Source organism: uncultured Adlercreutzia sp. (assembly GCF_958431955.1).
Taxonomy (GTDB): Bacteria; Actinomycetota; Coriobacteriia; order Coriobacteriales; family Eggerthellaceae; genus Adlercreutzia.
Map to the genome: position 1 here is coordinate 1 of NZ_CAUASN010000043.1, position 20,455 is coordinate 20,455.

The following is a 20,455-nucleotide window of genomic DNA, read 5'->3' on the forward strand; positions in this document are numbered from 1 at the left end:
GGACTTCGACACCTTCAGCAAGTCGGACTTCCGTGCCGTGAAGGTGAAGGAGTGCATCGCCGTGCCGAAGAGCAAGAAGCTGCTGCAGTTCACGCTCGACGACGGCACGGGCGAAGACCGCACCATCTTGTCGGGCATCCACGCCTACTACGAGCCGGAGGAGCTGGTGGGCCGCACCCTCATCGCCATCACCAACCTGCCGCCGCGCAAGATGATGGGCATTAACTCCTGCGGCATGATCATCAGCGCCGTGCACGAGGTGCCGGGCGAGGACGGTGAGCCGGAGGAGCGCCTGAACCTGCTCATGGTGGATGACCGCATTCCTGCCGGCGCCAAGCTGTACTAGGCGATCGGCTACCCACTTACTTATGGATGGGCCCGCGCTGAGGAGCGCGGGCCCATCTGCTTCTAGAAGTAGGCGTCGACGGCGCTGAGCGCTTGCTTCTCGGCGGCGGGAATTGCCTTTTCGGATAACAGTTTCCCCCGAATTGCACGGCAAGGAGTATCATAGTCAACCGTTAGGAAACGGTTACCCATCTATTTGGTAACGGTGATTCGGGGTGTTGAATATGGTACATGCCATGTACATGGTGCGCCGCCATGCTGCGGCAGCGCTCGGAGCTCTTCTGGCGGCTCTCGCCATTTCGCTCATGGGAGGGGGTCTCGCCTTCGCGGCAACGGGCCCGCAGCCGGGACAGCCTGCCTATTATGAGGCCCGCTGGGACGAGTGCGTCGCGAAGTTCTCGTGGGCCGATACCGGCCTGCCCGAATGGGACGGCACCGCTGAACAGCCGACGGCAGGCTCGGGAACGGTCGATGACCCCTATCGGGTGACGACGGCCGAGCAGTTCCGCTGGTGCCTTCAGAACCAGAAGAGCTGCCAGCTGCAAAACGATCTCGATCTGGGCGGCAAGAGCGGCAGGAATTGGGTGGGTCCCGATGTCAACAGCGCCTGGGTGCTCGACGGCAATGGGCATACGGTCTACAACTTGTACTCAAAGGCCACAGCGCGAACGGGCCTGATTGCCTCAACTGCCAATGAGGAGTTTATCCTCAAGAACATAACGGTGTCGAATGCCCAGATCAACAGTGCCAAGGCCTACGGTGCACCGCTTGTGGGCCAGTACGCCGCCGGCCAGGTACTCGGCTGTGGTGTCGAGGAGGCGCTGGTGTGGCAGGACAATGCGAAGGGAGGCTCCTGGGCGGTTATGGCTGGGGCCATCGGCTTTGGCGGCTACAATGCCGCTCAGGGCGGTTTGAACCTAGCAGCGGGCAAGAAGATCGTCAGAGATACCTATGCCGATGGTGTTCATGTGTACGGCGGTGCGTGCAGCGCGGGTTTCATCGAAGCCCCCTACATCAATACCCTTATTGAAAACTGCTACGCCATCAATGGAACGCTTATTGTGCCGGCAGGCCATTCGGGCGGTTTTTCCTCCTGCGATACAGGCCCGAACGTATATCGCAACTGCTTTACCAATATCGACGTGTACGGCAATAACCAGACGGGCGTGTTCCAAGGTGTGACCCATGGCGGTTCCCATGTTTTCGAGAACTGCTATGCGGCTGGCAAGATCGAGGGAACTGACACCATCGGTGGCTTTATTGGCAAGTGGGATTCCTCCTCGGGAGGGTCGGCGACGACCACCTTCACTAACTGCTATTCCACATCTATGGTGGGCATGGCCTCCGGAGGCCAGAATATGGGCGGCTTTGCGGGTTTAGGCGCCGGTATGTCCTTCACCAACTGCTATGCTGCCGGCGAGGTTGGCACGTTGCGCTCCGACGAGGACGGCACTCCGCTCGACGAGAACGGGAATCGCCTTACCAACAAGAGGGTCACGGGTTTTGCCGGCGACGACAGCGGCACGCTCGTGAACTGCTACTACGACAAGCAGACCACGGCCATGTGCGACCTGGGTGCCGTGGCCGGGAAGGTGGGGGGCCTGCTCACCCGCGAGCTCATTGCAGGCGACGGCCTGAAGGGCCTGACGGACGCCGACGGCGACTCCGTTTGGGTCACCTCGACCGGCGGCTATCCGGAGCTGCGGGTCTTCGTGGAATCGGAGGACGCATCGGTGCGCGCCTCGTCGGTGGCCTCCACGAGCACGGTGCACCTCTACGCCTCCGAGGACGGGTCGGCCTACGACACCGTGCGCCGCATCCGCTACACCTTCCCGCTCACCAACAACGCCAACTCCGGCAAGGGCGGCTACAGCATCGCCTGGGCCAACTACGTGGGCGAGGATCCCGAAAACCCCCTCTATCCCAACATCAGCCCCATTCTCGACGGCGACATCCCCATCGTCTCGCTGTCCGACGTGGGCACCTCCGACAACGTCTCCTCGGTAGCCCCGGGCATCGGCTGGCTCCAGGTAAACGCCACCGAAAAGTCGAGCGGGGTAGTGGGCATGCGGCGCTTGCGCCTCGTCCCCACCACCGCCATCGCCATGGCGTCCTTCGGCGCCTCTGGCCTCGATAGCGGAGATGTGGTCACCTCGCTGCCCAGCGTGAACCTGGATGGCATGAAGGTGCCCGACAACCAGTCCATCCTCTACGATCACCGCGACACCATCAACTTCGTGACCACCACCTCCACGGCCCTCAACAGCTTCCTGCTCGACGAGAGCAACGACAGCAAGGAAGACAAGCTGGAGAAGTACAAGATCACCTCCGTCGACTTCCCGAAGGATGCGCAGTCCACCATCAACGGGGACGGCACGCTCTCCTACGACTTGGGCGACACCATGAACGACGACAAGCTGAACGTCGTTCTGTACAAGCAGAACGACCAGGGCGAGTTCGAGCCGATTCCCTGGACCGACGACTTGGAGGCGATGCTCTCCGGCGGCCGCACCGCCAAGCCCGAGGACTGCGGGGTGTACCAGCTCGGCTACGAGTGGGTGAATGAGGACGGTTCGGTGCTGAAGGCCCAGGGGTCGAAGGTCGTCACCATCGGCGAGGCGGCCTACGTGGTGTACCACTGGAACGACGGCGTGCACGTGGACGAGGCCGAGGAAAGCGACTTGTACGAGGTGTACCAGGTGGATCCGGGATGCTACCTCGTGGGCGCCTCGGTGGGCGGGAAGCTGCCCGGCGTACCCGACCGCGAGGGCTACGACGAGCGCTATTGGGCGACGGCGCCCGAGGGTGATTTCGGCGTCGTGGCCAAGGCGGCCGCCCGCCTGGCTTCGGCCGATGCGGACATCATGCCCCTGGCGGCTCCGGGCAACCAGTTCACGGGCGAGACCTCGCTCCATGCGGGGCGCAACGACGTGTACGCGGTCTGGATCGCCAACAAGCACAGCTTCACCGTGCGCGACGACGAGGGCAACCCGGTGGCAACTGAGCCCGACGTGCCCTACGACGAGCCGGTGCTCGATGTGCTCGATAAGCTGGGCGCGACCGACAAGATCGACGATCCCGACGGCATCGTCGGCTGGACGTTCACACCGGGCGGCTCGGTGGCCGAGGTGACTCCGGAGACCACGATGCCCGATGAGGACGTGTCGCTCTATCCCGTGCGCGCGGCGAAGCCCGCCACTTCCAAGACGGTGCAGAACCTCACGCATCTGACGGGCGAGAACAACGTGGGCGACCGCCTCTCCTATACGATCGAGGCGGCGAACCAGGGCCCGGCGAATTCCAGCTGGCGCGACGTGGCGATAACCGACGCGCTGCCCGCCGGCATCACCTTCGTGCCGGGCACCTTGAAGCTGGTGGCCCCCGATGGCTCCTCGACGCCGGTTTCCGATGCCGAGGGCTTCGATGCCGCTACGGGCACCCTGTCCTGCACCGTCCCGGCTATCAAGGGTGGCGAGACGTACCGCCTGACCTTCGAGGCGACGATCAACTCGAAGGCCATCGATGCGGCCGATACCGAGGAGGGCGCGTCCAACCGCGACATCGGCAATGTGGCCGTGGCGTCGGGCAAGAATTCCAACGGAGCCGCCATGGATCCGAAGACGACCGATCCGGCCACGCCCAATCCGCGTCCCGACGGCGACGGCACGGCGAGCGACAGGCCGGGAAGCTGGCCGGTCACCCCCTTCGATCCGAAGCCCTCGGTGGAGAAGGACGTGGTCAACGTGACCGACCCCGATGCTCCCGTGCAGGTGGGGGACACGCTGAAGGTCACGGTGACCATTGCCAACACCGAGCCCGATTCGGTGTGGGGCGATGTGACGGTGACCGATAAGGTGCCCGACGGGGTGACGGTGGTGCCCGGCTCCATTATGGTGGTGCATCCCGATGGCAGCACGACGCCGCTGCCCGATGACGCCTACAACCCCGAGACGGGCGAGATCACCTTCAGGCCCGGCTCCATCGGCGGCGGGGAGGTGTACCAACTCGTCTACGAGGAGCTGGTGGGCGAGGGCGCTCATGGCGGGGATATCGGGTCGACCGCTACCGCCGAGGGCGACACGCCCCATGGCGACGAGGCGAACGCCACGTCCGGAGAGCCGACCTATCCCACGGTCTCGGATGGCGACAAGAACGTGTACTGGGGCGATCCCGAGCGCTCGGTGGTGAAGACTGCGAAGAACCTCACGCGCGGCACCGACGAGCAGACCCGGGCGGGCGACCGCGTCCACTACGACGTGACGGTGGCGAACCCGAAGGCGGGGTCTCTCTGGACGGACGTGGTGGTCTACGACCAGCTGCCCGAGGGGGTTGTGCCCGATCTGGCCACGCTGAAGCTCGTGGGGGCCGACGGGGCGGAGATTTCCGTCGCCAAGGATGCCTACGATGCCTCGACGCGTACCATTGCCGTGTACGCGGGCAGTTTGGCGGCCGGCCAGCAGGCAGTGCTCTCCTTTGACGCGGTGGTCGCAGAGAACGCCGCGGGGGCCGATATCGGCAACGTGGGCGCTGCCCACGGAGGCACCGAGGTTCCCGGCAACGAGTGGATCGAGGGAGGCCCGTACCGCGAGGGCGACCCGTACCATCCCGGGCGCGTGGTCATTCCCGACGGGGCCACCCGCACCGACCCGGTGTACCCGCACCCCGACGATGCGCGCGACGGGGTTCTGGCAGCCGACGGCACGAAGGTGACGCGCCTGGCCGCCACCGGCGACACCTCGGCGGCTGTCGTGCTCGCCGCGGTCGCGGCCATGGCCGCGCTGGCGGCTGCTGCGGCTGGAGCGGTGCTGACGGCTCGCCGCCGGCGCTAGGGCGAACAGTTACCAACTTACTTACGGATGGGCCCGCATCGAGAGGTGCGGGCCCATCCGTTTTTAGAATGAGAAGGTAACCTGCACGAAGCGCGAGGGGCGAGAGGAGGTCTAACCGATGGCAGAACCCGAGAGACGCACCGACGCCGAGCGCGGGAAGGGGCAGTCGGCTGACACCTCCGAGGAGCGCGCGCCCGACGCCTCCGCGGGCCACCCGACCGCCCATCGCAGCCCACTCAGCCGCCCCGACGCCTCCGAGCGCCGCAAGGGACGCGCGCGCCGTCGCGAGCGCACGCGCCGCGAGGAGCTGCGCCTGAAGCTGGGCGATTCATCCCAGTTCAAGCGCGAGACCTTCTACGCCTTGGAGAACCTGAAGCGGGCGAATTGGCCGGCGCGCATCGTGGGCGGCGCCCTGTTCGTGCTCATCGTGCTGAACGCCGTGGTGGTGTTCGTCTCCGCCCAGCCGGGGCTCGACCCGGTCGCTTCGAACGTCATCCAGGCCTTCTACAAGTTCTCGACCGTCTGCTTCTTCGTGGAGTACCTCGGCCGCTTATGGGTCGCCGACCTGGCCTACGGCGACTGCACGCCGGCGCAGGCGCGGCTGCGTTATGCAGTGTCGGCCTGGGGCATCATCGACTTTCTGTCCTTCGCGCCGAACATGGTGGCGTGGTTCGTGCCGATGACGGCAGCCGTGGTGCAGATCATGGCCGTGGTGCGCCTCGTGCGCCTCGTGAAGATCTCGCGCTACATGCGAGGCCTGCGCACTATCGGCCGGGTGGTCGCGAAGCACTACCGCGAGATTGCCGCCGCCTTCTTCGTCATCGCCATGCTCGTGGTGGTCTCAAGCGTGGTCATGTACCAGATCGAGCACCCGGCTCAGCCCGACAAGTTCAACAACCTCCTATCGGGGGTCTATTGGGCTGTGACCACCGTCACCGGCACCGGCTACGGCGACTTGGTGCCCATCACGCCGGCCGGCCGCATCGTGGGCTCCATCATCATGATCCTCTCGGTGGCGCTCGTGGCCATTCCGGGCGGCATCTTCTCAGCCGGCTTCGTGGCCGAGTTCCAGAACGCGAACCTGCGCAAGATCGAGCGCGACGTGCGCCGCGAGGACGCTCGCCAGGACGACCGCGACGAGGAGGAGCAGGCCGCGGCGAAGCAGGCGCGGGAGGATCAGCCTGCGGAAGAGCGCGGCCAGGATGACGCTGCGTTGCAGGGGGCCGCCCCCACACAACGTGACCACAAATAGGGCCTTCCCGAGCACGGGATTTAGCAATTCGGGCGCGTGAGTGCTAAACTGCTCGGGAACTATATTCCGTGCCCGGCGTGTTGGAAAACGAGAGAGAAGCATCTGAGGCGGGCACCAACCAAGGAACGAGGAAGCCATGTCATTCGAGAAATTCACGGACAAAGCGCGCAAGGTGCTTGTCCTGGCTCAGGATGAGGCGCGCGCGCTCCATCAGCCCTACGTGGGCACCGAGCACATCCTGCTCGGCCTCATCCAGGAGAAGGACGGTCTGGCCGCCCAGGCGCTCGACCGCCTGAACGTCACCTACGACGGCGTGGTGCAGGCCATCCGTCAGGTGGTCACCATCGACGAGGACGCCGACGTGTCCGGCCACCTGTCGTTCACGCCGCGCGTGAAGCGCGTGCTGGAGAACTCCCTGCGCGAGGCCATGCAGATGGGGCAGTCCTACATCTCCACCGAGCATTTGCTGCTCGGCATCGTGCGCGAGGGCGAAGGCACCGCGCTCGAGGTGCTGGGACGGCTCGGCGTCACCGGCGATGATGTGCGCGGCGCCCTGAACGATCTGGTGGGCCAATCGCCCGTGTATGCCGGCCGCAGCGGTTTTGATGGGCCGGCCTCGTCGGACTCCATGCTCACCGAGTTCGGCACCGATCTCACGAAGAAGGCCCGCGAGGGCAAGCTCGATCCGGTCATCGGCCGCGCCTCGGAGATCGAGCGCGTCATGCAGATCCTCTCGCGCCGCCAGAAGAACAACCCGCTCATCCTGGGTGAGCCCGGCGTGGGCAAGACCGCCATCGCCGAGGGGCTCGCGCAGCTCATCGTGGCGAACCAGGTGCCCGACATCCTGCGCAACAAGCGTCTCATCACGCTGGACGTGTCGGCGCTCGTGGCCGGCTCGAAGTACCGCGGCGAGTTCGAGGAGCGCCTGAAGAAGGTCATCAAGGAAGTCATGGACGCGGGCGACGTGCTGCTGTTCATCGACGAAATCCACACCATCATCGGCGCCGGTTCCGCCGAGGGCTCCATCGACGCGGCCGCCATCCTGAAGCCGCCGCTGTCCCGCGGCGAGATCCAGATCATCGGCGCCACCACGCTGGAGGAGTTCCGCAAGCACCTCGAGAAAGACTCGGCCCTGGAGCGCCGCTTCCAGCCGCTCACCATCAACGAGCCCAACGAGGAACAGGCCGTGCGCATCATGGAGGGCCTGCGCGACAAGTACGAGGCGCATCACAACGTGCACTTCACCGACGAGGCGCTCACCGCTGCCGTGCAGCTGGCGAACCGCTACATCCAGGACCGCTACCTGCCCGACAAGGCCATCGACGTGATGGACGAGGCCGGTGCCCGCATGCGCATCCGCAACATGACCCTGCCCAAGGAGCTGCGCGACCTTGACGAGAAGCTGCGCAAGATTCGCTCCGAGAAGGATAAGGCCATTGGCGATCAGAACTTCGAGCGCGCCGCCGAGCTGCGCGACGAGGAAGAAAAGGTGAAGAAGGAGCGCGAAGAGGCCGAGAAGCAGTGGGAGGAGGACACCTCCAAGACGGTGCAGAACGTGACCGTGGAGGACATCGCCGACGTGGTGTCCATGTCCACGGGCGTGCCGGTCTCCAGCCTCACCGAGGCCGAGACCGAGAAGCTGCTGCGCATGGAGGGCGTGCTCCATGAGCGCATCGTGGGCCAGGACGAGGCCGTGACCGCGCTTTCCAAGGCCATCCGCCGCAGCCGTTCCGGCCTGAAGGATCCGAAGCGTCCCGCCGGCTCGTTCATCTTCCTGGGGCCGTCGGGCGTGGGCAAGACCGAGCTGGCGAAGTCGCTGGCCGAGTTCCTCTTCAACTCCGAGGACGCGCTTTTGTCCTTCGACATGTCCGAGTACATGGAGAAGCACACGGTGTCGCGTTTGGTGGGCTCGCCTCCGGGCTACGTGGGCTTCGACGAGGGCGGCCAGCTCACCAAGGCCGTGCGCCAGCGCCCCTACTCGGTGGTGCTCTTCGATGAGATCGAGAAGGCGCACCCGGACGTGTTCAACATCTTGCTGCAGATCCTGGAGGAGGGCCGTCTCACCGACGCCCAGGGCCGCACGGTGGACTTCCGCAACACGGTCATCATCATGACGTCGAACGTGGGCGCCCGCGACATCACCACCACGACCACGCTCGGCTTCTCCAACTCGGGCCAGAACGGGCTTTCCGACAAGGAGATCAAGAGCCGCGTGATGCACGAGCTGAAGAACGCCTTCCGCCCCGAGTTCTTGAACCGCATCGACGAGATCATTGTGTTCAAGAGCCTGACCGAGGATGAGATCGTGCAAATCGTCGACCTCATGGTGGCCGAGCTGCGCGAGCGCATGATCGCCCAGAACATGACCATCAACCTGGACGACGCCGCCAAGCGCCTCGTGGCCCGCGAAGGCACCGACACCGCCTTCGGCGCCCGTCCTCTGCGCCGTGCCATCCAGCGCCTGCTGGAGGACCCGCTCTCCGAGCAGATTCTCGAGGGCCGCTGGACGAGCGGCAGTGTGGTGGACGTCACCGTCGGCGAGGACGGCGAGGAGCTCGTGTTCAACGAGGGTACCGGCAGCATCCCCGCGCCCCGCAAGCGCGACTCCATCGCCCGCGATGCCGAGCTGCTGCTCACGAACTACGATTTGGGTCACGCCGGAGCGGGCAGCGGCCGCGGTGCCGGGACGCCGGCTGGCTCCATCGCCGGCGGAGAGTAGCCCGCAGACGCGGGCCTTACAAGGCCGCGGCATCGGACAAGCACCTACGAGAGAAGGCCCCGCGGGGCCTTCTCTTTATGCCAGAATGCCGACGATCGTGGGGTCTTTGCGAGGCTGTGCGGCACCGTGTGTCAGCTGCAACCCCGGGGTTCAAACTGCTCAACGTATCGAGACTTCCTTAGCTCAAGGGAAGAGTCCATGATGGGGTGCGGACAACTGCACCCACTTCCGAGTGCAGCACGGCGGTGCGCGCGCCTTCGAGGGCCTGATACCGCGCTATCTACGAGAAATGAGGTACTGACATGAGCATTTTGTTCATCAACGGCGGCGAGAAGGACGGCAACACCGCCCGCATGGGGCGCGAGCTCATCGGCGAGCGCGATTACGTCGAGATCGACCTTGCGGATACCAAGGTGTACGACTACGGCCAGGTTTTCGACGATGACGACCAGTTCGACGAGGTTATCGAGGCAGTGCGTGCTGCTGACACCATCGTCATGGGTTCACCGGTCTACTGGCACAACCTTTCGGGCATGATGCGCAACCTGCTCGACCGCTTCTACGGCCCCGTGCCCGAAAAGAGCCTGAGCGGCCGTCGGCTCTTCTTCATCTTCCAGGGTGCCGCTCCCACACCGGACATGCTGAAATGGGGCGAGTACACCATGAACCGCTTCGCGAACCTGTACGGTATGGAATACATGGGCATGGCGACCAGCGATGCCGAGGCGCGCAAAATGGGGGAGCGTCTGTAGTGCCGATGGGTGTTGCGAGAACGCTGCTCGCCTTGATGCTGACGGTTCTGACGGCGGCGAGCCTGGCCGGCTGCGCTGAGGATCGGGATGATCGGGATAACGAGATCTCGATTTCCGGGGCCTTGGAAGAAGCAGTTGACGAGAACGCTGCCGATGCGGGTATCGATGGCCCTTCGGAAGCCGAGAGCCCTTCTGTTTCGGATGATGACGGAAAACCGTCCCAGAAAGAAGATGGTGCCGCTATGGCGGTAACTGAGAACACGCCTCTGATGGATGTGGCGGGCAACTCTGCCTTCGGCGGTTGGGGCAACGCCCTTCTGCCCTGGCACGGGGTTCGTGAGCAGGGTGCTACCATTGGCGGCGAAGACGCCCTTTTGCCCTATCACTCCAATGTCCGGCCCTCGCAGGCCGTAGCAGCGCTCAACCGTCTGATTGACGATGCGAACGCGGGCGAAGTCGTTGCCTATCCGGTCTACGACGAGGCGGCCATTGCGGCCGATCCCGCTAAGGCCGACGCCGTGCTGTTCTACTTCCGTGGCCGGCCAGGCGCGCCCTTCGCCGTGGTGAACCCAGGTGGTGGCTTTTCCTATGTGGGTTCGCTCCATGAGAGCCTGCCCCATGCGCAGTGGCTGTCCGAGCGGGGCATCAACGCATTTTCGCTCTCCTATCGGGAGGGCTCGGGTCAGTGGGCTGTAGAGGATCTGGCCCAGGCTCTCACTTTCATCTTCGACCACGCCGACGAGCTGGGCCTTTCCACGGAGGGCTATTCGCTGTGGGGCTCTTCGGCCGGGGCGCGCATGGCGGCGGCCATAGGATCCTACGGTACGGCGGCCTTCGGCGGGGCCGATCTGCCGCGGCCTGCGGCGGTGGTCATGGCCTATACCGGCCAGAGCGAGTACACGGCTCACGATCCTGCCACCTACGCGGTGGTGGGCGATCGCGATGGCATCGCCAACGCTTCGGTCATGGAGCGGCGTATCCGCAACCTGCAGAGTGCGGGCGTGGCGGCCGATATCGTGGTGTATCCCGGAATGCCCCATGGCTTCGGCACCGGGGAGGGCACTGCCGCCGAGGGCTGGATGCAGGGCGCGCTGGATTTCTGGCTCGCGCACCGCTAACAACTGGGTTGGGGTAGAGCGCGCCTGCGCCTATGCCAGGATGTCGGCGATCATGCGGTCCTTGCAGCGCTGCACGGCGTCGAGCTTCCAGGCGGGGTAGTCAAAGCCCGGGTCGGTGTACTCGAAGTCCTTCAGAGTCACCAGCTTGGCACGGATGTCGGAGGTGATAAGCTCACGCGCGATGGTCGTGAACGAGGCGCCGATCTTCGGCCCGATCATGCTCAGGTAGGTGTCGAAGTCGTCGTGCTCCATCATCATGGGCAGGCATGCCATGTTCTGATCGAATAGCGGCGCCATGCGCAGCACCTCGCCGGTGGCGTTGTCTACGAGAAAGCCGTAGTTGCCCGCATGGCGATCCACATTGGCCATGAGAGCATCCATGACCACCATTTCGCGGAAAGACTCTTCGGCTCCGTGGGCATTGCAGAAAGCGAGCATGTCTTCGACATCGAAGGGGCCTTCGAAGAAGCGATGGGCGGAGACGAAGCCGACCTCCTCTGAAGTAAACAGAGGGCATTTGCTCGCCAGCTTGCCGTGGTAGTTTTCGATGGTGTAAGGCACATGGTCGATGCCAGCCGCATCCAGCAAGTCGGATGCGAGCGCCTCCGAATAGGGCTCGAAGCCGGCGTTGGCGTAGCCGGTCGAGCCGCGCTTGAGCAGCGAGATGTCATTGCCCTCGCGTACCCAGCACTTTGCAAACGAACCAGAGGTGGCGAATTCGGGGGAGGTGGGAGAGTTCTGCCGCCCATACATGCCGGTGCCATCGAAGGCGATGCGAGCGATCACGTCGTCAAAGGGATTACGGTAGAGCGACACGTCGTTCCAGGAGATGTCCTCTTCGGCACGTTTCATCCAAAACGTGTCGGTCAGCGCGAGGCAGCGCGCCATGGCGATGAAGTCGTGGCGCGTGGTAAGGCCCAGCTCGCGCATGAGCTTCTCGATGGACGTGCGGTGCTTGGCGATTTGACGCCCGTCGATCCAGTCGTTGATATTGACGAATCCATAGGGCAGATACCTGCCGAAGCGTTCAACCTCATTGTACCGATAGTCGTCGAGGCGGCGCTCCTCCTCGTAAGTGGCTACCACCACGTCTTTGTTCATCAGCTGGTACAGCACAGCGCACCTCCTTTCACGGCGTTGCCCCATTATACGGCAACCGCGAGGACGGTTTCGGGGATGACCGTCGGGCGATGGGGGTCGAAGGGGCGGTCGGTGTGGCCGTATAATAGGAGCCACCTGTAAGGAGATGAAGGAGTAAAGCCCCATGGAGCCCGTTGCCTCGCTGTTCGCCCCGCGTTCGATTCCCTTCTCGGTGGAGATGTTCCCGCCGAAGGGCTCGCTGACCTTGGATGCGGCGCGCAAGGTGGTGGGCGGCATGGCGCTCGCGCGGCCCGATTTCATCTCGGTCACGTGCTCGGCCGGCGGCTCGGGCAACGGGGGTCAGACCATTGAAGTGGCCTCGCTCATCCAGAACGAGGCGCACATTCCCGCTGTGGCCCACCTGACCTGTGTGAACTCCACGCGCGAGACCATTGAGACCGCCATCTCTGACTTGAAGGCCGCGGGCATTACCACGGTGCTCGCGCTGCGGGGCGACTTGGTGGGCGATGCCCAGCCGGGCGATTTCCGCCACGGGGCCGACCTCATCCCGCTTCTGAAGGATGCCGGCTTCTGCGTAGGTGCGGCGGCCTATCCCGAAGGGCACATCGACTGCCTCGATTTGGATGAGGACCTGCGCCACTTGAAGGAGAAGCAAGACGCCGGGGCCGATTTCTTCGTCACCCAGCTGTTCTTCGACAACGCCGATTTCTACCGTTTCCGCGAGCGCGCCCTGGCGGCGGGCGTCACGCGGCCCATCACCTGCGGCGTCATGCCGTTTCTAGGGAAGTCGCAGATCCAGCGCATGGTGTTCCTGTGCGGCAGCTCGCTGCCGTCGCCCATCGTGAAGCTGCTGGCGAAGCACGAGGACGATCCGGCCGCCCTGCGCGAGGCCGGTGTGGAATACGCCTGCCACCAGCTGGTGGACTTGGCCCGCAACCAGGTGGACGGCGTGCACGTGTACTCGATGAACCATCCCGATATCGCCCAGGCCGCCGCCACGGCCCTGGCCGACGCGGGCTTCCGCGCCTAGGGCGGGGGCAGTCGTGGCGGAGGCGTGCGGTGCGGGACGTGAGGAGGCCGGGAGTGCGGCTGGGACTGCTGCAGCTGTCTCGCCGGCTGCGCCGGCTGCGTCGAGCGCGGCGCCGGCGCCCGCGACGGGCGAGGGGCGCCCCTGCGTACTTACGGCATCGGTGAAGCGCCGCGAGGCGTGGGCCTTCCTCGGCCATCGCGGCCAGTCGGTGGACGACGAGCTTGCGTCGCGGCTGGAAGAGGCCGCCGTGCTCTGCGAGCGGGAGCTCGCGCCCCGGGGCGTCTTCCGGGTGTTCCCCGTGTGCGCGACCGAAGGCGGCATTGCCGTTACGGGCACGAACCTGGTGCTGCCCGGCGAATCCATCGCGCGGCATCTGCGGGGCTGCGCGCAGGCGGCCCTCATGGCCGTTACGCTGGGGCCGTCAAGCGAGATGGTGCTGCGCCGCGAGGCGGCCGTGAGCGCCACGGGCGGCATGCTTGCCGACGCCTGCGCCTCCTCGCTCGTGGAGCAGGCGGCCGGCGTGCTCAACGGGTTCGTGGACGAGGCGGCCGCCCGGCGCGGGTGCGCGCCCACCTGGCGCTTCAGCCCGGGCTATGGTGATCTGCCCCTCAGCGTGCAGGGGCCGTTTCTGGAGGCGCTCGACGCGGGCCGCGCCCTGGGCGTTACGCTCACGGCGGCGAACATGCTCGTGCCCTCCAAGAGCATCACGGCCATTGTCGGATTCCGCGACCCCGATCTGCGGGGCGAGTGAAAGGGAGAAAGCTATGGGACTCATGCGCGAGGTGCGGGTGGAAAGCGACCTGCTGCGACGGGCGCTCGACCGCGAGGACTTCCTGCTCTTCGACGGCGGCATGGGCACGCTCGTGCAGCAGGCGGGGCTGGCGAAGGTGCACGAGAATCCCGATCTCTTGAACCTGACCCACCCCGACGATATCGCTGCCATCCAGCGCCAGTACGTGGAAGCGGGCGCCCAGTGCATCACCACCAACACCTTCGGCTCGAACCGGCTGAAGTTGGCTGGCACGGGGGCGACGGTGGCCGAGGTGTACGCGGCGGCGGCCGAGGTGGCCCGCGCGGCCGGCGCGCCGCTCGTGGCCGGGGACATCGGCCCCACGGGCAGCTTGCTCGAGCCTTTGGGCAGCCTCGCCTTCGACGAGGCCTACGACATCTTCGCCGAACAGGCCCGCGCAGCCGAGGCGGCCGGCTGCGACCTCATTGTGGTGGAGACCATGACCGATCTTCTGGAGGCGAAGGCGGCCGTGCTCGCCGCCGTGGAGCAGACCGCGCTGCCCGTGTTTTCCACCATGAGCTTCGGGGAAGACGGCCGCACCTTCCTCGGCACTACGCCGGCCATCGCGGCGTCCACGCTGTCGGCGCTGGGAGCTGCGGCAGTGGGCCTCAACTGCTCGCTCGGCCCCGACGAGCTGGCGCCCCTGGCGGCCGAGGCCGCGCCCCATGCCCGCGGCCTGCTCATGGCCCAGCCCAATGCGGGGCTGCCGCGCGTGGTGGACGGGCGCACGGTGTTCGACGTGGGGCCCGAGGACTTCGCGCGTGCCATGGCGCCCATTCTGGACGCGGGCGCTACCGTGGTGGGCGGCTGCTGCGGCACCACGCCGGCGCACATCGCCGCTCTGGCGCGCCTGCTGGGCGACCGGCGTCCCGCCGCGCCCACCTACCGGGCCGCCTTTACGGTGACGAGCGCCCAGGAGATGACGAGCCTGCCTGCCGGCGCCGCCCAGGTGGCGGTCATCGGCGAGCGCATCAACCCCACGGGGAAGAAGAAGCTGCGCGCGGCCATTCAGGCGGGCGACTTCGACTACCTGGTGGGCGAGGCTGTGGCCCAGGTGCGGGCCGGGGTCGACATTCTGGATGTGAACGTGGGCGTGCCCGGCATCGACGAGCCGGCGGTGCTCGCCCGCGCGGTGCGCACGCTGCAGGCTACCTGTCCGGCTCCCTTGCAGCTGGATTCGGCCGACCCTGCGGCCATAAACGCGGCGGCGCGCGGCTATGCGGGGCGGCCCATGGTGAACTCCGTGAACGGGAAGGCGGCGAACCTGGCGGCGGTGCTGCCCGTGGTGGCCCGCTACGGCTGCACGGTGGTGGGACTCACCCTGGACGAGGACGGCATCCCGCCCACGGCCGAGGGGCGCCTCGCCATCGCACGGCGCATCGTGGCGGCCGCCGAGGAGCATGGCATTCCGCGGGAGGATGTGGCCATCGACTGCCTGGTCATGGCCGCCGCCACCAACCAGGACGAGGTGCGCGAGATCCTGCGGGCCGTCACGCTCTGCAAGCAGGAGCTCGGCGTGCGCACGGTGCTCGGCGTGTCCAACGTGAGCTTCGGCCTGCCCGCACGCCCGCTTGTGAACTCCGTCTTTTTGGCCGCGGCCTTCGGGGCCGGGCTCGATATGCCCATTCTGAACCCGCTGTCGGCCCGCTACGCCGATACGGTGAATGCCTTCCGCGTGCTGAACGGCCAGGACGCGGGGGCGGCGCGCTTCCTGGATGACTACGCGCACGCGGCCGACCCCTACGACGGGCCCGCGGCGGCTCCGGAGGGTGCCCCCACGCCCGGCCCGGCCGCCTCCGCCGCCGCTGCCGAGGAGTGCCCCGTGTCCGTGACCGATGCCTTTGCCGACGACGCCGAGGCCGTGCGGGCCATGGTGTCCTACGTGCTGCAGGGCCGCGACGCGCCCATGGCCGCCGCCACCGCCGATCTGCTTGAGCGCCACGACGGCATCGCCATCATCAACGACGTGTTCGTGCCCGTGCTCGACGAGGTGGGGCGCCGCTACGACGCGGGAGCTTTCTTCCTGCCCCAGCTCATGGCCGCTGCCGAGGCGGTAAAGGCCGGCTTCGACGTCATCCGTGCCCAGACGGCCGACGCAGCCTCCGCTGGCGCACCCGCCGCGCCCGACGCCGAGCGCGCCATCATCGTGGCCACGGTGGAGGGCGACATCCACGACATCGGCAAGAACATCGTGAAGATGCTCCTGGAGAACTACGGCTTTCCCGTCATCGACCTCGGCCGCGATGTGGCGCCCGAGGCGGTGCTCGCCGCCGTGCAGGACACCGGCGCGCGTCTCGTGGGGCTCTCGGCGCTCATGACTACCACCGTCGGCGCCATGGAGCGCACCATCGCGCTCGTGCACGAGGAGTGCCCCGAGGCGCGGCTCATGGTGGGCGGCGCGGTGGTCACCGCCGAGTTCGCGGCATCCATCGGCGCCGACTTCTACGCGAAGGACGCCGCCGAATCGGCCCGCATCGCCACGGCGTTCTTCGGCTGAGGGCCTGCGCCTTCGCGCCTTTGCACTATACTAGGGAACGACACGTACGACACCGCGCCCCAAGGGGGATGTTATGACCAAGATCGTCGATCCGATTTTCGAGGCGTCCGTTTTGCAGGAGCCCACGCTCATGGGCGACGACTTCGATTTCGACGCGCTCACCTGTCCGCTTTTGCAGCTGCAGGGCAAGGTGGACAAGAACCCGCAGACGGCGGCCATCATCCTGGCCGGCGGCACGGGCGAGCGCTTCGGCAAGGAGGGGGGCAAGCAGCTGGTGGAAATCGCCGGCAAGCCCATCCTCACCTGGTCGGCCGAGGCCTTCGACGCCGTGGGCGATGTGGGTCTCATCGTCATCGTGTGCCCCGAGGAGCGCATGCGGGAATATCTGTCGCGAGCCATTGACCCGTTCCCCTTCGTCACCCCGGTGGTGCTGGCGCCCTCGGGTTCCATCCGCCAGGAATCGGCCTTCTCGGGGCTGGAGATGGTGGGCGACGAGTACGAGTACGTGGTGCTGCACGATGGCGCCCGTCCGCTCGTGTCGCCTGAGCTGATCGAGCACACCATCAACACGGTGAAGGGCAACTTCGATGCCGACGGTGCCGTGGTGGCGCATCCAGCGGTGGACACGCTGAAGGTGGTGGAAGACGGCGTCATCGTGGGCACCCCCGACCGCAGCGTGTTCTGGAACGCGCAAACGCCCCAGGTGTTCCGCGCGGGCATCTATCGCCGCGCCCATGCGAGCGCACTCTCCGACGGCTTCGTGGGCACCGACGACTCGTCGCTCATCGAGCGCTTGGGCGGCCGCGTGCTCGTGGTGGAGGGCAAGCGCGACAACATCAAGCTCACGGTGCCCGAGGACTACGTCCTTCTAGCCAGCGCCGTGCGCACCATGCTCCTGAACTCCGAGCATCGGTAAAGCACCGCTCGCTCTGCCGGAGCAGGCGGATCGGTCGGTGGGAAGGGCCCTCTCTGCAGCAAATCGGGAGTTATGAGCGTCTGCAGAGGGCTCCTTCCGCTCCACCCAAAAACTGCAGGAATGCGACCTGGGGTTTTGTGAAAAGACGATGGCGGGAGGGACGCGAACGTTGCTGTTTGACGCTCATAACTCCCGATTTGCTGCAAAATAGGCCCCTTTCAACGACCGAAAGGGGAAGAGGGATGGAAGGAGCCTCCATGAACGACTTGCGCAATCTGCGCACGGGCCTTGGGATGGACGTGCATGCGTTCGCCGCGGGGCGCAAGCTCATCTTGGGCGGGGTGGACATTCCCCATTATCAGGGTCTCGACGGGCATTCTGATGCCGATGTGCTGGCCCACGCCGTCTCCGACGCGCTCTTGGGCGCGGTGCGCGGGGGCGACATCGGCAAGCTTTTCCCCGACACCGACCCGGCCTACAAGGACGCCGACTCGCTGAAGCTTTTGGCCGAGGTGGCCCGCTTCGTGCGCGACCGGGGCTTCGAGATCATCGACGTGGACAGCGTCATCGCCGCCCAAGCGCCGAAGCTCTCCCCCTACCGCGAGGCCATGCGCGAGAACCTGGCCGCCGCCATGGGCCTTCCCGTGGAGAACGTGGGCGTGAAGGCCACCACCACCGAGCACTTGGGCCCCGAGGGCCGCGAGGAGGGCATCACCGCCTACGCCACCTGCCTCGTGTGCCGGGTGGAGTAGAGGTTGGCGCAAGCTATTTTTGTGCTAGCGGGGAAGGGCTGCCCCTCGTGAGGTTTAAGACCGTCGGCCCCGGGGCCTGCGGCCTTTTCTGAGGCCGGCGAGAAAATGCGGCGGTGGAATGACGCACGCAATACAAACTCGGTGCAAGTGGTGTAAAGTCGGTGCAAATAGTGTAAACTCGGTGCAAATAGTGCAATGTGAGGAGACGCCATGACCGCCAACCCTTTCAAACCGACAGCGGGCAAGATGCCTCCGATTCTTATCGGGCGGCAGAACATCATCGACGATTTCCAGGAGGCCCTTGTCAACGGAGCTGGTGCGCCGGGGCGGCTCATGCTCATCATGGGTCAGCGTGGCTACGGAAAGACCGTCATGCTCACTGAGCTCCGGCGTCTTGCTGAAGAAGCGGGCTGGGTGAGCCTCTCCGAGACGGCTTCGGAAGGGTTGACTGCTCGCCTGGTGCGCGCCTTGAGTCCTAAGAGCTGGCGTGTGGAAAGCGCGACGCTAAGTCCTTCCATTGGCATTCCCGGTGTGGCTTCGGCGAGCCTGGGCAGTACTTCAATCTCTTTTGACGACACAGCTGCTCTTACGCTGCGCAATGCCATCAACGAGATGCTTGAAAGCCGGCGGGTCAAGAAGGGAAAGGGGATCCTCTTCACCATCGACGAGACCCAGGCTGCCAGCCACGACGACTTGGTTGCCATCGCAACGGCGGTGCAGCACGTTATCGCCGACCAGGATCTTTCGCCATTACCCGATTCCCAGAAGAAGGGCGTGGCCTTCGCCTTCGCGGGACTGCCCTCGCTTGTGGACGAGTTGGTCAACCATAAGGTGCTCACGTTTCTGCGGCGCTCGCTGAAACGGGAGTTGGGGGATGTGCCCCTGCCTGATGTGCGTGGTGCTTACGAGCTGTCGTTCGCGGAATCGGGGAAGCAGCTGGATAGCGAGCTGGCCCTGCGGTGCGCGGAGCTGACGGCGGGGTATCCGTACATGATTCAGCTGGTGGGCTACTACGTCTGGCAGTCTGCAGAGCGCGGGGGTCGCAGCGTGGTTGATAACCGAGATGTCGAGCGCGGCTTCGAAGACGCGCTGCTGGCCTTCGGCGATGCGGTCTGCGCACCGGCCTTCGAAGCCCTCAGCCCCGCGGCTCGCAAGTTCGTCTGCGCCATGGCTGCCGACGATCCGGCTCCGACGAAGGTGGCCGACATCGCTGATCGACTGGGGAAGAGCCGCAGCTGGGCCAACAAGTATCGAGAAGTGCTCATCGCCGAGAAGGTTATTGTGCCGGACGACTTCGGTTATGTGAAGTTCGCTATTCCGCACATGGCCCGCTACGTGGGGAAGAGGGCTTAAAAGCCCAGGCCGTGCACCCATGTTGCGCTGGCGGTCGAGCTGTCTTGGGATGCGGTGTCGGCGCCACAGGCAACTACACCGCTATCGACTTCGATGCCCTCGCGCGTGGGGAGTAACTGCGCCGTCGCGCCTCCACGGCTCTCTCATGCGGAAGGCCGGCTTGAGAGGGCCGGCCTTCCGCGTTCTTCACCTGTGGGGCCGCCATGGCCCCCGATGCTGCTTGCCTAGCGGCGAGACGGCTGCTGCGTCTCGTCTTCCGGGCGGCGACGGCGCAGCAGGGCGAACACAGCGCCGCCGGCCGCGGCCGCGAGGGCTGCTGCGGCGAGGGGCCACTGCCAGAGGCTGGGCTGCGAGGCCTCGTCGCCGGGAGCCGAGGCGAGGGCTGTGGCATCGTCGTCGATACGCGAGCGGCTCGGCTCGGTGCCTGCGGCCGCGTTGGCGTTCTGCGAGGTCGCTGCGCCTCTCGTGTCGCCGGCGGCGGTCTGCCCGTCGGCGGCCGCGGTGCGGGAGGCGGCCGGCGTCGAGGCTGCCGTGCGGCCATCGGTTGCGAAGAGGCGCTGCGTGGAGCGCTCGCCGGCGAGGGCCGCGGTGATCGTGCCGGGCGCATTGCCGCCGGGGGACGGCACGGCCGCAGAGCTCAGCTGGGGAAGCCTGACCGTCGGGGCCGCGCCGCCCGCGGTTGCGCTGCCCGTGGTTGCGCCGCCCGTCCCTCCGGCAGTCGGGGCCTGCGGCGCCGAGGGCCGGTCGGAGCCGTCCGACGCGCCCGCGCTTCCGCCGGTGCTCGGTGCGCCGGGGCTCTCCTCGCCACCGGTTCCGCCCGGTGCACCCGCGCCCTCCCCGTCGCTCGGCTGCTTGGGGTCTTCCGCATCTTCCGGCTCGTCCGGCGTCGTGGGGCTGTCCGGCGCGTCCGGCGCCGCGGGCTCGTCCGGCTCGGTCGGGGGAGCCGGGTCGGACGGGGTGTCCGGCCCCTCGGGCGCATCGGGCACCTCGGGGGTCTCGGG

The 20,455-nt window shown here is 66.2% G+C and carries 13 protein-coding genes and 2 pseudogenes; 13 read left to right on the plus strand and 2 right to left on the minus strand.

All coding sequences use genetic code 11. From position 1 onward, the window contains the following. The 6 genes and pseudogenes from Q5064_RS10255 to Q5064_RS10280 form a co-directional block, all read left to right on the plus strand. A pseudogene (locus Q5064_RS10255) lies at nt 1-346 on the plus strand (lysine--tRNA ligase); the annotation flags it as partial. Nucleotides 347-569: 223 nt separating this feature from the next. Beyond that, entirely contained in the window at nt 570-5,174 is a 4,605-nt protein-coding gene (locus tag Q5064_RS10260; RefSeq protein WP_302964408.1) for an isopeptide-forming domain-containing fimbrial protein, read from the plus strand. A 118-nt stretch (nt 5,175-5,292) separates the two neighbouring features. Continuing rightward, entirely contained in the window at nt 5,293-6,426 is a 1,134-nt protein-coding gene (locus tag Q5064_RS10265) for an ion transporter (RefSeq protein ID WP_302964410.1), read from the plus strand. Between the two features lie 136 nt (nt 6,427-6,562). Then, nucleotides 6,563-9,145: an ATP-dependent Clp protease ATP-binding subunit gene (locus tag Q5064_RS10270; RefSeq protein WP_302964412.1), complete on the plus strand. Its 2,583-nt coding sequence runs from the start codon at nt 6,563-6,565 to the stop codon at nt 9,143-9,145. 302 nt (nt 9,146-9,447) lie between these two features. Continuing rightward, complete coding sequence (locus tag Q5064_RS10275; RefSeq protein WP_302964414.1) at nt 9,448-9,897, plus strand: flavodoxin family protein; 450 nt, start codon at nt 9,448-9,450, stop codon at nt 9,895-9,897. Nucleotides 9,898-10,139: 242 nt separating this feature from the next. Next, nucleotides 10,140-11,015: an alpha/beta hydrolase gene (locus Q5064_RS10280; protein ID WP_302964417.1), complete on the plus strand. Its 876-nt coding sequence runs from the start codon at nt 10,140-10,142 to the stop codon at nt 11,013-11,015. A gap of 30 nt (nt 11,016-11,045) precedes the next feature. On the opposite strand, the gene Q5064_RS10285 is transcribed toward Q5064_RS10280, so the two are convergent. Beyond that, nucleotides 11,046-12,131: a hypothetical protein gene (locus Q5064_RS10285; protein ID WP_302964420.1), complete on the minus strand. Its 1,086-nt coding sequence runs from the start codon at nt 12,129-12,131 to the stop codon at nt 11,046-11,048. 148 nt (nt 12,132-12,279) lie between these two features. Here Q5064_RS10285 and Q5064_RS10290 point away from each other — a divergent pair, with 148 nt between their 5' ends. From Q5064_RS10290 to Q5064_RS10315, 6 genes are all read left to right on the plus strand, one after another. After that, nucleotides 12,280-13,146, plus strand: coding sequence for a methylenetetrahydrofolate reductase (locus Q5064_RS10290; RefSeq protein ID WP_302964421.1), 867 nt, complete (start codon nt 12,280-12,282; stop codon nt 13,144-13,146). Between the two features lie 13 nt (nt 13,147-13,159). Then, complete coding sequence (locus tag Q5064_RS10295; protein WP_302964423.1) at nt 13,160-13,897, plus strand: vitamin B12 dependent methionine synthase; 738 nt, start codon at nt 13,160-13,162, stop codon at nt 13,895-13,897. Between the two features lie 13 nt (nt 13,898-13,910). Beyond that, nucleotides 13,911-16,433 carry a homocysteine S-methyltransferase family protein gene (locus tag Q5064_RS10300; protein ID WP_302964425.1) on the plus strand — a complete coding sequence of 841 codons (2,523 nt, stop codon included), beginning with the start codon at nt 13,911-13,913 and terminating at the stop codon, nt 16,431-16,433. A gap of 73 nt (nt 16,434-16,506) precedes the next feature. Next, a complete protein-coding gene (gene ispD, locus Q5064_RS10305; RefSeq protein ID WP_302964427.1) occupies nt 16,507-17,349 on the plus strand; it encodes a 2-C-methyl-D-erythritol 4-phosphate cytidylyltransferase in 843 nt (280 codons plus the stop codon). Nucleotides 17,350-17,606: 257 nt separating this feature from the next. Then, a complete protein-coding gene (gene ispF, locus Q5064_RS10310; RefSeq protein WP_302964428.1) occupies nt 17,607-18,101 on the plus strand; it encodes a 2-C-methyl-D-erythritol 2,4-cyclodiphosphate synthase in 495 nt (164 codons plus the stop codon). Nucleotides 18,102-18,311: 210 nt separating this feature from the next. Next, on the plus strand, nt 18,312-19,454 hold the full coding sequence (locus Q5064_RS10315; RefSeq protein WP_302964431.1) for an ATP-binding protein: 1,143 nt from the start codon (nt 18,312-18,314) through the stop codon (nt 19,452-19,454). 224 nt (nt 19,455-19,678) lie between these two features. On the opposite strand, the gene Q5064_RS10320 is transcribed toward Q5064_RS10315, so the two are convergent. Beyond that, complete coding sequence (locus Q5064_RS10320) at nt 19,679-20,080, minus strand: hypothetical protein (RefSeq protein WP_302964434.1); 402 nt, start codon at nt 20,078-20,080, stop codon at nt 19,679-19,681. On the opposite strand from Q5064_RS10320, the pseudogene Q5064_RS10325 reads away from it, so the two are divergent. Then, nucleotides 20,049-20,455, plus strand: a pseudogene (locus Q5064_RS10325) (hypothetical protein); the annotation flags it as partial. The gene Q5064_RS10320 and the pseudogene Q5064_RS10325 sit on opposite strands and share 32 nt — an antisense overlap.